Source organism: Clostridium sp. TJA085, assembly GCF_058310235.1.
The window spans coordinates 285,864-300,499 of record NZ_JBZEEZ010000002.1 but is presented as its reverse complement, the minus strand read 5'-3'; the positions used below and the strand labels follow the sequence as shown (position 1 = coordinate 300,499).

At 25.7% G+C, this 14,636-nt stretch carries 17 protein-coding genes and 1 riboswitch; of the genes, 10 read left to right on the top strand and 7 right to left on the bottom strand.

The genetic code is table 11. The annotated features are described in order from the left end of the window. The first annotated feature begins 92 nt into the window (after positions 1 to 92). On the top strand, positions 93 to 830 hold the full coding sequence (locus AC4FQW_RS08625) for a hypothetical protein (protein ID WP_491148547.1): 738 nt from the start codon (positions 93 to 95) through the stop codon (positions 828 to 830). Positions 831 to 857: 27 nt separating this feature from the next. On the opposite strand, the gene AC4FQW_RS08620 is transcribed toward AC4FQW_RS08625, so the two are convergent. Continuing rightward, a complete protein-coding gene (locus AC4FQW_RS08620) occupies positions 858 to 1,451 on the bottom strand; it encodes a DUF2628 domain-containing protein (RefSeq protein ID WP_491148545.1) in 594 nt (197 codons plus the stop codon). Between the two features lie 204 nt (positions 1,452 to 1,655). Beyond that, the gene (locus AC4FQW_RS08615) at positions 1,656 to 1,967 is read right to left on the bottom strand and encodes a DUF3892 domain-containing protein (protein ID WP_303128946.1); all 312 of its coding nucleotides are present in this window, start codon (positions 1,965 to 1,967) and stop codon (positions 1,656 to 1,658) included. 149 nt (positions 1,968 to 2,116) lie between these two features. Here AC4FQW_RS08615 and AC4FQW_RS08610 point away from each other — a divergent pair, with 149 nt between their 5' ends. Further along, positions 2,117 to 2,539: a hypothetical protein gene (locus tag AC4FQW_RS08610; protein ID WP_303128945.1), complete on the top strand. Its 423-nt coding sequence runs from the start codon at positions 2,117 to 2,119 to the stop codon at positions 2,537 to 2,539. 72 nt (positions 2,540 to 2,611) lie between these two features. On the opposite strand, the gene AC4FQW_RS08605 is transcribed toward AC4FQW_RS08610, so the two are convergent. The 3 genes from AC4FQW_RS08605 to AC4FQW_RS08595 form a co-directional block, all read right to left on the bottom strand. Beyond that, positions 2,612 to 3,583 carry a DUF4097 family beta strand repeat-containing protein gene (locus AC4FQW_RS08605; protein ID WP_491148543.1) on the bottom strand — a complete coding sequence of 324 codons (972 nt, stop codon included), beginning with the start codon at positions 3,581 to 3,583 and terminating at the stop codon, positions 2,612 to 2,614. A gap of 1 nt (position 3,584) precedes the next feature. Then, a complete protein-coding gene (locus tag AC4FQW_RS08600) occupies positions 3,585 to 4,463 on the bottom strand; it encodes a DUF1700 domain-containing protein (RefSeq protein ID WP_491148541.1) in 879 nt (292 codons plus the stop codon). Positions 4,464 to 4,862: 399 nt separating this feature from the next. Further along, the gene (locus AC4FQW_RS08595) at positions 4,863 to 5,102 is read right to left on the bottom strand and encodes a DUF1292 domain-containing protein (protein ID WP_491148539.1); all 240 of its coding nucleotides are present in this window, start codon (positions 5,100 to 5,102) and stop codon (positions 4,863 to 4,865) included. Between the two features lie 373 nt (positions 5,103 to 5,475). On the opposite strand from AC4FQW_RS08595, the gene sfsA reads away from it, so the two are divergent. Next, on the top strand, positions 5,476 to 6,168 hold the full coding sequence (gene sfsA / locus AC4FQW_RS08590; protein WP_491148537.1) for a DNA/RNA nuclease SfsA: 693 nt from the start codon (positions 5,476 to 5,478) through the stop codon (positions 6,166 to 6,168). A gap of 73 nt (positions 6,169 to 6,241) precedes the next feature. Then, a complete protein-coding gene (locus tag AC4FQW_RS08585; RefSeq protein WP_303128936.1) occupies positions 6,242 to 6,736 on the top strand; it encodes an NAD(+) diphosphatase in 495 nt (164 codons plus the stop codon). A gap of 47 nt (positions 6,737 to 6,783) precedes the next feature. Here the strand turns inward: AC4FQW_RS08585 and AC4FQW_RS08580 are convergent, their stop codons facing one another. Both AC4FQW_RS08580 and AC4FQW_RS08575 read right to left on the bottom strand, forming a co-directional pair. Further along, a complete protein-coding gene (locus AC4FQW_RS08580) occupies positions 6,784 to 7,131 on the bottom strand; it encodes a hypothetical protein (protein ID WP_491148535.1) in 348 nt (115 codons plus the stop codon). Beyond that, complete coding sequence (locus tag AC4FQW_RS08575; RefSeq protein ID WP_303128933.1) at positions 7,121 to 8,374, bottom strand: DUF1576 domain-containing protein; 1,254 nt, start codon at positions 8,372 to 8,374, stop codon at positions 7,121 to 7,123. The genes AC4FQW_RS08580 and AC4FQW_RS08575 overlap by 11 nt, the downstream gene beginning before the upstream one ends. 185 nt (positions 8,375 to 8,559) lie before the next feature. Here AC4FQW_RS08575 and AC4FQW_RS08570 point away from each other — a divergent pair, with 185 nt between their 5' ends. The 6 genes from AC4FQW_RS08570 to ftsH all read left to right on the top strand — a co-directional run bounded on the left by AC4FQW_RS08570 (position 8,560) and on the right by ftsH (position 14,629). Next, positions 8,560 to 9,240, top strand: coding sequence for a beta/alpha barrel domain-containing protein (locus tag AC4FQW_RS08570; protein ID WP_303128932.1), 681 nt, complete (start codon positions 8,560 to 8,562; stop codon positions 9,238 to 9,240). Positions 9,241 to 9,309: 69 nt separating this feature from the next. After that, a riboswitch (Lysine riboswitch) is annotated at positions 9,310 to 9,479 on the top strand. 149 nt (positions 9,480 to 9,628) lie between these two features. Next, positions 9,629 to 10,924, top strand: a complete 1,296-nt coding sequence (lysA, locus tag AC4FQW_RS08565) for a diaminopimelate decarboxylase (protein WP_491148532.1) — start codon at positions 9,629 to 9,631, stop codon at positions 10,922 to 10,924. A 32-nt stretch (positions 10,925 to 10,956) separates the two neighbouring features. After that, the gene (gene lepB, locus AC4FQW_RS08560) at positions 10,957 to 11,463 is read left to right on the top strand and encodes a signal peptidase I (protein ID WP_303128926.1); all 507 of its coding nucleotides are present in this window, start codon (positions 10,957 to 10,959) and stop codon (positions 11,461 to 11,463) included. Between the two features lie 298 nt (positions 11,464 to 11,761). Then, positions 11,762 to 11,983: a DUF3006 domain-containing protein gene (locus AC4FQW_RS08555; RefSeq protein WP_303128925.1), complete on the top strand. Its 222-nt coding sequence runs from the start codon at positions 11,762 to 11,764 to the stop codon at positions 11,981 to 11,983. Beyond that, a complete protein-coding gene (gene lepB, locus AC4FQW_RS08550) occupies positions 11,976 to 12,491 on the top strand; it encodes a signal peptidase I (RefSeq protein ID WP_303128924.1) in 516 nt (171 codons plus the stop codon). The genes AC4FQW_RS08555 and lepB (AC4FQW_RS08550) overlap by 8 nt, the downstream gene beginning before the upstream one ends. A 26-nt stretch (positions 12,492 to 12,517) precedes the next feature. Beyond that, complete coding sequence (gene ftsH / locus AC4FQW_RS08545) at positions 12,518 to 14,629, top strand: ATP-dependent zinc metalloprotease FtsH (RefSeq protein WP_303128923.1); 2,112 nt, start codon at positions 12,518 to 12,520, stop codon at positions 14,627 to 14,629. Positions 14,630 to 14,636 lie beyond the last annotated feature (7 nt).

The window sequence follows — 14,636 nt, the reverse complement described above, 5'->3', positions numbered from 1 at the left end:
TGATATAGAATAAATTAATAAATATATTTAGTAGATGATAGAATTAGTCTGAAGGAATATATTTATTTTTTGTTATATTAAGGGGGATTTTTATGAAAAGGTTTTTAATTACTTTTATTATTTGTATTGGATCTATATCTTTAATTGGATGTTCTGGTGTGAATAAAAGTATATCTGAAAATTCTAATGAAGTAATTAATCAGGAAGATAACAATGAAGAAAAAGAGAAAGAAGATACTAAAAGAAAAGAAGAATTAAAAAAAGCTAAAGAGGAAAAAGATGCAGCAGAAAAAGCAAGATTAGAGAAAGAAAAAAAGAAAGTAGAAGAAGCAAAAAAAAAGGAGGAAGTTAAGAGAATAGAAGAAGAAAAGAGAAGAAAAGAAGAAAAGAGAAGAAAAGAAGAAAAAAGGAAGTATGAAGAAATTAAGAAGAATCAAAATAAGGTATTTAAGTTATATTCTTTAGATGAATTAGGCGATAAAAAAATAATTATTGGTGAAGTTAAAAGTTCATCAAACTCTATAAAAGAAGATTTAAATAAAATAGCTGTAGAATTATCAAATAAAAAATTTAATTCAATGAAGATAGAAGTAAAAGAAGTTAAAAATAATATAGCTTATATAAATTTAAAGGACAGTGGAAATAATGAATGGGTGAAAAAGTGGTTTCAAGGTTCTTATGGAGGATTATCAACTTACACGGCACTTACAGAAAGTTTTTTACAAAAATCTTATAAAGGTGATTGGATTAGAGGAGTAGTTTTTACTTATAATAATAAACCTATTGAAGAGTATGATCATGTTAATTTAACAGGTACAATATATAGATAAAAAAGGCTACATATATGTAGCCTTTTTTTAAAATCCTAATCCCATTGGATAATTCATAAACATGCTAGAAAATACTGAAGCAAATACTAATACAAACATAATTGCAAATAATAAGCATACAGCTAATAGAACTAAAGGAGCTACAATATTAGTTCCTCCATTTTCTTTTAGAACTTCTGAGCTATCTCCAAACTTATTAAAGAATGATTTTAGAGAAGTAATTTTATTTTTACTATCATTTACATAAATACAGTTTCCATAAACTCCAAGTAAAATCATAATTATTAAGTCAAAAATAGCAGCTAATGTAGAACTGAATGTACCTATTAGTATACCTCCAAATAATTTTATTAAAAATACTCCAATAAACCATTTATAAAGCTTTCTATATAATAACCAATATGTTCCTAAGAAAAATGAAGCCCAATTCCATGATGCAAAATTTGATTTTTCGTGGTTATTTTTAAATTTTTCAAAATAATACTTAGTATTTTTATTTCCAATAAAATTAATAATATCTAAATCTGTTATTTTATTAGAAGTGCTTGTACTATTTTTTTGTTCTGAATTTTCTTCAGTATTTATGAATTCTTGTGAATTATTTAATTCTTCTGAAATCATATAATTCCCTTCTTTCTATAAGTTTTAAATATAAGTTCTTAGTTTATTATAACAAAATAGTAATGAATAATTGTATTAAATATAAGAAGGTATTGTTTCAATAAAGTAAAATTTAGTTCAATATAAATTAAAAATAAAAATATGTTTAAACATGAGGAAAGAGGGGATAAGTTAACCCCTCTTTAGTGTAGTTAAAAATTATAGTTATGCATGAATAGTTATTATAGGTAAATTACTTAGGTTGTTAGATTCATCTCCATCTGGTAAACTTCTTAGATATTCTTCGCCTTTAGCGGAGACTCCAACGCCAACACCTTTGATTTCTCCTCTTTTAGCCATTTCAATTGCAGCATTTTTATCAACTTGGTGGCCGTTTTGAAGTTCATATCCTATTATTAACCCGCCGTGTTTAACAACTTTAGTAATTTCTTGTGCATCACTTTTAGGTGTTGGAACTATTTTATTAATATTTTTTGGTACATTTCCGGTCATATTATCTTTTATAGTATCCTTCATTTAAATACACCTCCATTTGATACAGTAATAGTTTAAGTAATTTTAAAAAAATTATTCAGTAAAATATTAGATTATTATTCTAATATAAGTTTAAATTTAATAAATTATTATAAGACCATTATAAATTAATTTAAATAGTGGAGGTTCTTATGAAGTTAGATTTATATACTTTATATCTTTATAGATATGCAAAAGAATATTTATTTGAAAAAAATGTTGATATAATAAAGATAAAAGAATTTTCAAATTGTTCTAAAGTAAGATTTTTTGATAACTTCATATTTGAAAAAAATATTGCAGATAATGTAATAGATTTTTATGAATATTTAAAAAGAAGAAAATGTTTTAAAATTAATATGCTAGTTCATAATAAAAAATATCTAATATTAAAATTTTGGTGTAGTTTTTCTCTTGAATATTGGTATGGATATAAAGAAGATGATAAATTTGACATAATGAACTTTGAAAAAGTAAATGAAGATATTTGGGCAAAAAAATATTTGAATATTTCAGAAGAAGAAGAGAAGATGTTAAGATTAAAATTTAAGATGAATAACTATATGAATATTTAAATTAATCACAATATACCATAAGTATATTGTGATTTTTAATACTAAAATATAAAGATTATATAATTATTCTATTTAATTTATGTTTATAACTCCAGATTCAGTTGATTTTATACTTAAGATATCTTTTCCATTACCGAATTTTTTTGTATATATTTTTTTATCAAAAGTTTTATCATTTAATGCTATTATTTCGCCATTACGAGTTTTTGCATTTAATGAATAATCACTTACATTACCTCTATTATATATATTTATTATTCCATGAGTATTTGAAATACTAGTAGATGAACCAAGTTTAGTAAATGAAAAATCAATTTCTCCTGAATAGCATTCTATAGATGAGTTTCCAAAATATCCATTACAATAAATCTTTCCGTTGTCATTTTTAATTTTAGAGTTTTTAAAATTAGAATTTGTACAACTTATATCACCAAGTGTTTCTACATCAACATTAGTGGCTTTTATATCAGAAAGTTCAACCGATGAAGTATCTCCTTTTATGTTTAAATTATTCAAATTTAAATTAATTATAGATATTTGAGATAATGTTGGTTTTATAGTTAAATTTTTATTATAGCTCTTAGGTATAGAAATATTTATTGTATTATAATCTATGGATGAATCTAAGTTCTCAGTATTAAAAGTTAAAGTTCCACCATTTTTATTAAATTTTATTTCTTTAGAATTAAAATCTTTAACTATACTTTCTTTACCTGATATAGAAAATTCTAATAATAGTTCATTTGAATTATTAGGATATATTCTTATATCAGAATTATTAGATATTATATTTATAGAATCTATATCTTTATTTATAGTGTATTTGGCTTGTTTGGTTGTAGCAATAGTATTTTCAAACCAAGTTTCTGCATTAAATAATCGAGAATCAAATCCTAAGAATTTTTTGGCATCTTCTTTGTAATTTGATAATCTATAACCACTATTATAAAGTATTGCAACAGAACTTATATATGAAGCTATGCAAATTATAAGAAGAACTAATAAAGCAATTTTATATTTCTTTTTTATAAGAGGTTTTTTCATATTAGTTAGCCTCCTTACCAAATATTTTTTTTACTAATTTAATTGAATAGAATAAGCAAAATTTTAATAAATAATAAGTTAGCATTATAAAAAGTAAAGTTAATGAAATTGAGCCTATTATAAACATGATTATTGAAGCAGTAGGAAATTCAGTTATAAATGCTGGTGTATTACTTGCTCCTAATATAACTAATCCCATTTTTCCTAACAAAACAGATATACTACCTATATTTAAAGCAATACTAAAAGCTATAGCTGCTATAAGTATTGCGATTATTGCAGCAAATATTCCGAAGGCAAGCCCTCCGATAGATAGAATTATTGGGATACATAATAAGAATAAAAAACAAATTAAAGCAAGTTTTATTACTCCACGTATATTGATTGAAAAATTTTTAGAGAAAAATTTTTTAGATGTATTATTAGTATCTCTAATATTTGAATTAGATGAGTAATTAATATGATCTATTGTTTCTTTTTTACAATCATTATTTTTACTTTTTGATTCTTCACTTGATTTAGTATCAGTACTAATATTAGAACTTGAAATTAAATCATTAGAAAATTGTTCTGTATCATTTATATTAGTAGATGTAGTTTTATCTGAAGTATCACTATAGTCTTTTACATATTTATTATAATCATTTTCGTAATAGTCTTTTGTATATTTATTATAATTATTTTTTAGATAAAGATTTTTATAATGAACAATTAAATCGTATGGATTTCCTAATTCATTTATAATGTCTTCTTCATTTTTTCCTTCAGAAAATCCAGATATAAAATTTTCTTGATAATCAAAAATAATCTCAGCAAGCTTTCTATCAGGAAGTTCTTTAAGTCCATTTGCAAGTATTGATAAAAATTCTGATTTAGTCACATTGACATCCCCCTATTATAACTAAATTACAAAAAGTTATATAGATTTTGTAAAAAATTTCATATTCATAGTATAATATTCGCTTAATGACAATTCAACGTATTGGTGCGTATTTAAAGATTATTTTAAGAGACTTAAGAATTTAATAAGATTTGTTAAGGATTTTTATAATTATTTACAAAATAAAAATTCTGAATTACATAATATTATTTTTTATACAATTTAATTACTTGTTTTCTAAATTTTAAAGTATAATTTTAGAAATAATATTTATTAAAAAGAATTTCAATATTTCAATTAAAGTCTTTATGAAGTTAAGTATATTAATAAAAATATACATATTAATAGCTTTATATTATGAAATTATAGAAATTCTTTTTAATTTAAATGTACTTTTGCTTAAAATTTAAGCTTTGAAATTTGTTTATACATTGATAATTCTTTTTCAGATGATACTTCCTCTAATGATTCATTCCAATCTTTATCAAATTTAATTTTAAATATTTCTATTTGATTTGGAGAATTAACAGGTGCTAATGCAACGTATTCAGTTCCACATAATAATTTTTTTTCTAAAATAGAATAATCAATTTTATTATTATTTTCATCTAAAAATGTCATTATATTTCCAGTATTCAAAATAATCACTCCTTAAAAGTTATATCACTATATTTTTCTACAAAAAAGTATAATTATTCAGAATAATAATTAACAGGCTATAAATGGCTTGTTTAAAGGATTTATTAAGAAATGTTGTTGATAATGTGGATAACTATGTTTATAATATGTAAAAATAAAGAATAATTTCCATAAAAAATATAGTATAAAAATACCACAATATATACCAAAAAAATAAAAAAATAATCAATATGATGGGTGTTGTAGAAATAAAGATTATTAGTTAGAATTTATTTAAGAAAAATAATTTATGTTGATGAAAAATGTTAACAGTATTCACAAAGCTGTGGATAAAAATTGTGGATAATGTGAATAACTTTAAAGGAGATAAAATATGGAATATAATAAAGAAATACTTGAGGCTAAATTTATAAATAGACCAAATAGATTTAATGCATTAGTAGAACTTGAGGGGGAGGAGATAACTGTACATGTTCCTAATACAGGAAGATGTAAGGAATTACTTGTAGAAGGAGTTAAAGTACTTATAAGAAAAGAAAATAATCCTACAAGAAAAACTAAATATGATTTAATTTCTGTATATAAAGGAAATGAGTTAATAAGTATAGATTCGCAAATACCAAATAAAGTAGTTATGGAAGCTTTACAAAATAAAAAAATAGAAAAATTAATTAGTTATAATAATATTTTAAAAGAAAAAACTTTTGGAAATAGTAGATTTGATTTTAAATTATCTAATGATAATGGAGAAGAATACTATTTAGAGGTAAAAGGTGTTACATTAGAAGAAGACGGTCATGCAATGTTTCCTGATGCGCCAACAGAAAGGGGAAGAAAGCATTTATTAGAGTTAATAGAAGTTAAAAAAAGTGGTAGAGGAGCAGGTGTGTTATTTTTACTTCAAATGAATAATATGAAAGATTTTGCACCAAATGATGAAAGAGATAATGAATTTGGTAAAGCCTTAAGAGAAGCAAGAGATAATGGAGTAGATATATTTGTTTATGAATGTGATGTTTTAAAAGATTCAATAACATTAACAAATAGAATTGAAGTTAATTTTTAGAAAATTTACTTCTAAAACATAATATTGTATTTTATAATTAAAGTAATAATTATAAAGTAAAAGGGAGTTATATATGAAATATAAGTTTTGTCCAAAGTGTGGTAGGGAATTAGAGATGTTTAATTGTTGGGATGAGGGATATGTACCTTATTGTCCAATAGATGATACATTATATTTTGATACTCCAAAACCTTGTATAGTGGTTGGAGTAGTGAAAGAAAAAGAAATTCTTTTATTAAAACAAAGTTATATATATAAAAATTCAAAAGTATTAATATCTGGATATGTAGGTCAAAATGAGTATGCAGAAGATACCGTTTATAGAGAAGTTCTTGAGGAAACAGGAATAAAAATAAAAAATATAAAATATCTAGGTTCTGATTTTGTTAAAGATAAAGATTTATTTATGATAACATTTATGGCTGATTATGATAGTGGTGATATAAAAAAATCAGATGAAGTAGAAGGAATTGAATGGGTTAACATAAATGATGCTATATCTCAAATGGAAGAAGATAAGATAGGGAAAAGAGTAGTTAAAAAGATATTAGAAAGTATGAATTTATAACAATTAAAATCCACATAACTATAGTTTGATATAGTTATGTGGATTTTTTAATAATTTTCAATTCTTTTAAGTTCTATAACTAATATATTATTATCATAAGAAATAGTTGTACTATCTACCATCATACCAACTAAAGATAATTCAGAGTCAAATTCATTATTTCCTCCTAAATGCCAATAGTATTGTTCAACTTCATGTTGGCGTGGAATATTAAGAGTTTGAGTTAAATTCATTAAAGTTTCATCTGATAAATTTTCAATTTTTGCCTTTATTAAAATAATAGATGTATTTTCTATAGTTTTTACGTTTACATTAATATCAGTACTATTTAAGTGATAACAAAATGACATAATTTCATTAATTATCTTAAGTTTTTTTTCTACATTAAATTTCATTTGTGTAAACCTCCCTTTTGAATGTTGTTATAATTGGTATTAAAATCATTGCTACAAATCCACCTGCAAGTCCATTATTATATAAATTTAACCCACCATGTAAATATCCTACATTTGTAACTAATGAAACATGAAGTATACCTGCTAGTATTCCATATTTCCAACCAAATTTACCTGATATAGGAGCAAGACAAGTACTGAATAGTATTGCGAGTTGAATTCCAGGATCAGATATATCATTAACTCCTATAATAGCACATATAGTAGCTCCAATCATTACAGGTACTATGTTTTTTATATGTTTTCCAAAACAGCCAAAACCTATTATAGTAAATAAACCACCAATTGTTGGACCGTTTAAGTCTCCACCAAATAATAATAAGTATATACTTGAGAAAATACCTATTATTCCCATATTAATATAAGATGTTTCTCCAAATAAAATATAAAAATCTGATACAAGTTTTCCAGAAAAACTATTTATTTTTTTTAAGTTATTTTTATGATCTTTTCCAAAATAGAGTCCAATACAAATTAAGTAAATAGATATTATAAGCATAAATATAAAAAGAAATGTGTTGTTTCCGGTACTCCAAACTAATTGAGTTTTAAAGTCTATTCCAAATATTCTAAAAATGGACATAAGAAGTGTTGCAAGAAGTCCACAAGCAAAGCCTATATTATAAAGGTTATAGCCGCCATGAGCTGAAATACAATGAGTTGCTATAGGAGTTAGTAGGAATCCTGTAAATACTCCTATTAATGACCCTAAAGTAATACCTAGCAATAGATTATTAGATGAAAAACTAAGTTGAGTAACAGTTGGGGCTAGAGTTGTTGATAATAACATTACTAAGGAATAATTCATTAAAGGTTGCTTTTGATATTTGGAATATAGATAAACACCAAACATAACAGGCCATATATTAATTATATTTTTGCCAAAGAAAGAAAAGCCAGTCATAAGCCATAATGCCATTATAGTTGAGCCATTAGGTTTAATTTTTAAAGCTACTAATATAAAAATACTTATAATACTTGTCAATGCTGCATTTACTAATGTAGCACCAATGCCAGCAATTTGAATATAATCAGTTATTAGAATATCAGGTGTTAATATTATGTTTTTTAATCCTATAAAGATTTCTTTAGGAGAATTAATAGTAAAAGCAGTAAGTATAAAAAATAGATATATTGAAATTAAGATTTTGTACGGGAGAAAAAATTTTTTTAGTTGAAGCATAAATAAAAAAACACCGCCTTTTATAAATCAATATTATTTGTAAACATTATATTACAAATAATACATACTTATCTATAAAATGAATAAATATTTTTTATTTATCAAAAATAAATATTTTAATTAATGGAAGTTGGTTATATAATAAGTTGTAAAGCAAAGCAATGTAAGTTTTTGGAGGGATAAAAATGAGTAAGGATAATGAAAAATATGTTCCAGAAATATTAGGAACATTTAGAAATCATATAATTGAAGCACCTTCTGCAATAAGAAAGTGTAGTGGAATAAAGATATTTGGAAAGAGAATTAAATCAATAATGTTTTCAACTGATGTTGCCATGATAAAAAATACAAATGCAGATGCAATAATGGCAGTATATCCTTTCACCCCCCAACCAAAAATAACTGAGGCTATAATAACAGCAGCTGATGTTCCAGTGTTTTGTGGAGTTGGAGGTGGAATAACTCAAGGTAGGAGAGTTATAAACTTAGCATTAGATGCTGAATTTAAAGGAGTAATAGGGATAGTTGTAAATGCACCAACAACAAACAGTGTAATAAAAAAGATAAGAAAAACAATAGATATTCCTGTTGTTGTAACAGTTGTATCAGAAGATACAGATATAGAAGAAAGATTAAATTCAGGTGCCACTATATTAAATGTATCAGGTGGAAAAAATACAGCTAGAATTGTTAAGAAAATAAGAGAAAAGTATCCTTTAGTTCCTATAATTGCAACTGGAGGAAATACTGAAGAAAGTATATTAGAAACAATAGAAGCTGGAGCTAATGCAATAAGTTATACACCACCATCATCAGCAGAGATAATGGGAGATTTAATGAATATTTATAGAGAAAAAGAATATTAATGTATAAAAGACTTTAAATTTATAGTATCATAAATAATAAAAAATAATAATATATTAGGAAAGAACAAATCTTAGGGTAGAGGTGCCGAGATTAAGAGTAATCTTTAGGAGTTTTGCAGACTATGAATAAGGATGAAAGGATGATTGGCCGAAGTTAAATTATAATGCAAATATAATTTTTCTGGGTATGTATATAATATATGCATAACTGTCACATAACGTGGAGAGCTACAAGGATTTTTAAATTACTATATAAGTGAGTTTAGAATATATTAATTTTAGGCTTAAGTTTTTGTAATTATAATACCTTAATGTTATAACGTTATTACCCGTCACAGGAATTTTCCTGTGACGTTTTGTTTTACTTAAATGAATTGGAGGAATTTAAATGAAACTATTTGGTAATATGAGGACTGAAGAAAATACTTTAGTAATTGGAGGAATAAAAACAACAAAGTTAGTTGAAGAGTTTGGAACTCCTTTATATGTTATGGATGAGAATTTAATTAGAGAAAATTGTAGAAGGTATTTTCAGGCCTTTAGTTGTGAAAATAGAGGTAATAAGGTAGCCTATGCTGGAAAAGCATTTTTAACTTTAGCGATGTGTAAAATAATAGAGGAAGAAGGCTTATGTTTAGATGTTGTTTCAGGTGGAGAATTATATACAGCATATAAAGCTGATTTTCCATTAAAAAAAGTATTATTTCATGGAAATAATAAAACATTAGAAGAAATTGAAATGGGTGTAAAACTTGGTGTTGGAACATTTGTAGTGGATAATTTATTTGAAATAGAACAGCTTAATAAAATTGCTAGAGATTATGAAAGAAAGCAAGATATTTATTTAAGAATTACTCCGGGTATTGAGGCACATACACATGAATATATAAAGACAGGACAAATTGATTCTAAGTTTGGTTTTGCACCAGTAGGAGATAATATAATAAATGCTATAAAAAGGGCTATAAAATTGGAAAACATAAATTTACTTGGGCTTCATTGTCATATAGGTTCACAAATATTTGAAATAACTCCTTACGAAGATGCGGCTGAGATAATGCTTAATTTAATAAATAGAGTTAAGAATGAAACTGGATATATAATAAAAGAGTTAGATTTAGGTGGTGGATTTGGAATATATTATAGTGATGAAGATAAACCAAGAGAAATAGAGGAATATTGTAATGCCATAATAAATAAAGTAGATGAAGTTTGCAAAAATTTACAATTGGAAAGACCTACACTTATTATAGAGCCGGGAAGGTCAATAGCTGGAAATGCAGGAATAACATTATATACTATAGGCTCAATAAAAAATATACCATCAGTTAGAAAATATGTGTCTGTAGATGGCGGTATGACTGATAATATAAGACCAGCATTATATAAGGCTAGATATGAATGTATAGTTGCAAATAGGGTTATATATGATGCTAAAGAGAAAGTAACTATATCTGGAAAGTGTTGCGAATCTGGTGATATATTATTAAATGCAATAAAAATACCATCTGTTTTAAGTGGAGATGTTCTTGCAGTTATGTCAACGGGTGCATATGGTTATTCAATGTCTAATAATTACAATAAGATTCCAAAGCCAGCAGTTGTTATGGTTAAAGGTGGAAAAATTAAAATTATATGTAAAAGAGAGAGCTATGATGATATAATTAAAAATGAAGTAATTTAAATTTAACTGAAGGGTATAAAGTGGGGAAAAGTATGGGAAAAAAATTTATTACGGACATAGTCTGTCCTATTATCTTAGCTGTAATATTAGCTTTACTAATAAACAAATTTTTAATTTTTAAAGTAGAGGTTCCTACATCATCAATGGAACCTACTATAAAAGTAGGAGAAAAGTTTTTAGTAACAAAAGTTTATAATTTTAATAATTTAAAAAGAGGGGATATCATAGTCTTTAAAAATAAAGAAAAAAATGAGATTATGATAAAGAGGCTTATAGGTCTTCCAGGAGATGAAATTGATGTAAGAGGAAATGAACTTTATATTAATGGAGAATTTATTCAAGAGGATTATGTGAAAAATCCAGATGGTTTTTTTGGGGAGTTCAAAGTTCCAGAAGGTAAATATTTTTTCTTAGGAGATAATAGAAAAAATTCAGCTGACTCAAGGTATTGGGAAGATCCATATATTCCAAAGGAAGATATAAAAGGTGAGGCACAACTTAGAATATATCCAATAAGGGAATTTGGAAGTATAAAATAATATTTTATTTAATAATATTAAAAGATTTTAATGTAATTTAGAACGAATAAACTAATTAGTTTATTCGTTTATTTTTGTTATTAAAAAATACTTAAGTGGTATTTAATATTGTATAATATTGAAATATAAATTACGTATGATATAATGTGAAAATAAGATTAAAAGTATTTAAAAAAGGACAAGAATATAATATAAAAATTTAAATTTCATGAAATAAATTTGTCAAAAAAGTATGATATAATTAAATTTAATTTAATATCAATATTTAGGAAAGGTTAAACAGGTATATAATGCATTTATGAGAAAAATTTATGTAGTTGATAGAAGTGAAGGACGATATTATATTTTACAGTCTTTAGATAATAAAATATTAAATGTTCCTAAAAATGAATTTTCTATAAAGTTAAAAAGTGGTGATGTAGTATATGAAGAAAATAATCAATACTATTATAGTGAAGAAGAAACCATTAAAAGAAAAAAGTATATTAGTGAATTAATGGAAGGAATGTGGGATGAATAATACTAAGTTAAATTTTTTTAAAGATTGGATTATACCAATAATTATAGCTGTTGTATTAGCTATATTAATAAATAGATTTTTAATATTTAGAGTTTATATACCAAGTTCATCAATGGCACCAACTTTAAATGTAAATGATAGGCTTTTAGTAACAAAAGTTTATAAGCCAGAAAATTTAAAAAGAGGTGATATAGTAGTTTTTAACTCTAAAGAACTTGATGAGATAGTTATAAAAAGACTTATAGGACTTCCAGGAGATGAAATAAGATTTGATGGTACTTCTGTTTATGTAAATGGCAAGAAGTTAGATGAACCATATGTAAAAAATCCTATGGAGTTTTATGGAACATTTAAGGTTCCAGAAGGTAAGTACTTTTTCTTAGGGGATAATAGGGCAAATTCAAATGATGCTAGATTTTGGAAGAATCCATATATAAATGGAGATCAAATATTAGGTAAAGCACAAGTTAAAATATATCCTTTCAATGAGATAGGATTTTTACAATAATTATAAGGAAAAGAGAGGTGGATTGTATGGAGCCAGAAAACCAAAAACAAAATAAAAATAAGGCTGGGATTATATATTTTTTAATAGCCTTAGCAATTATAATGTCCTTTAATTACATTAGAGAGACATCAATGAATAAAGAGATTAGTTATACTTCATTCCAACAAATGGTGAAGGATAAACAAATTTCAAAGGTTGTAATAACTACTGAGAATTTAATTATTACACCAAATGATAAGAGTGAATACAAAGGAAAGACTTTATATACAGCAAATATACCAAACAATGACTTACTTAAACAATTAAATTCAGCAGGAATTGACGTAACAGGAAAAAATCCTAAACAATCACCTATTTTTGACTTCTTAGTAAGTTATGGATTATTATTTTTATTCATGTTTATAATGTGGAAAGTAATATTCTCAAAAATGGCAGGTAAAATGGGTGGCGGAATGATGTCACTTGGAAAAAATAATGCTAAAGTTTATTTAGAAGATGAAATAGGCGTAACATTTAAGGATGTTGCAGGACAAGAAGAAGCTAAAGAATCTCTTGAAGAGGTAATAGATTTCTTAAATGATCCTAGTAAATATACTGAAATAGGAGCTAAGCTACCAAAAGGAGTTCTTTTAGTTGGACCTCCAGGAACAGGTAAAACATTACTAGCAAAAGCAGTTGCAGGAGAAGCAAAGGTACCATTTTTCTCAATATCAGGTTCAAGCTTTGTTGAGATGTTTGTTGGTGCTGGAGCTAAAAGAGTTAGAGAATTATTTAAGGATGCTCAAGAAAAAGCTCCTTGTATAATCTTTATAGATGAAATTGATGCTGTTGGTAAGAGTAGAGATAGTCAACTTCAAAGTAATGATGAAAGAGAACAAACACTTAATCAGTTATTGGCTGAAATGGATGGTTTTGATTCATCAAAGGGTATAGTAATACTTGGGGCTACAAATAGACCTGAAATACTTGATAAAGCATTACTTAGACCAGGTAGATTTGATAGAAGAGTTATAGTTGATAGACCAGATTTTCCAGGAAGAGAGGCTATACTTAAAGTTCATGCAAAAGATATTAAACTTGGAAAAGACGTAAATTTAGAAGAAATAGCAAAGAGTACTCCTGGTGCAGTTGGGGCAGACCTTGCAAACATCATGAATGAAGCAGCACTTAGAGCTGTTAGAGAAGGTAGAAAAGAAGTTATTCAAGATGACTTAAGAGAAGCAGTAGAAGATATAATAGCAGGTAAAGAAAAGAAAGATAGAATACTTTCACCAAAAGAAAAGAAAGCAGTTGCTTTCCATGAAGTTGGTCACGCTTTAGTTGCAGCTCTTTTAGATGGAGCAGATCCAGTTCATAAAATTACAATAGTTCCAAGAACTATGGGAGCTCTTGGATATACTATGCAATTACCTGAAGAAGAAAAATACCTAATTTCTAAGGAAGAGCTTATGAATCAAATAACTGTAATGCTTGGTGGTAGATCAGCTGAAGAAGAAGTATTTAATCTTGTATCAACAGGAGCTTCAAATGATATAGAAAGAGCAACTCAAACAGCTAGAGGAATGGTAACTATGTATGGTATGACAGAAGAGTTTGATATGATGGCTCTTGAATCAATACAAAATAGATATTTAGATGGTAGGGCTGTTAGAAATTGTAGTGAAGAAACTTCAACTTTAGTTGATAAAGCAGTTCTTAATATAATAAAGGAAGCTCATAAGAAAGCAAGAACTTTACTAAAAGATAATAGAGACCTTTTAGATAAAATATCAAATGTTCTTCTTGAAAAGGAAACTATTTTTGGAGATGAATTTATGGAAATAGTTTATGAAAAATATCCAGAAATGAGAATTAAAAAAGAAGAAGAAGATAGAATAAAAGAACAAGCTAGAAAAGAAGCTAAGATGCTTGCTGAAAGTAGAAAAAATTCTAAAAAGGAAGCTTCAATATTATCAACAGAAAAATTAGAAGCAAAGGATGAAATAGCTGTTACTAAGGTTTCTACTACAATAGTAGAAAATTTAGAGCAAAACAAAGAGAGTTTAAATTCTTCTAATAATGAAAAAAAAGATTTAAAATTAAGCAATGAAAATGAAGAAAAATCAACAAGTAATGAGAATAATAGAGATGGTAAATAGGTGAGTA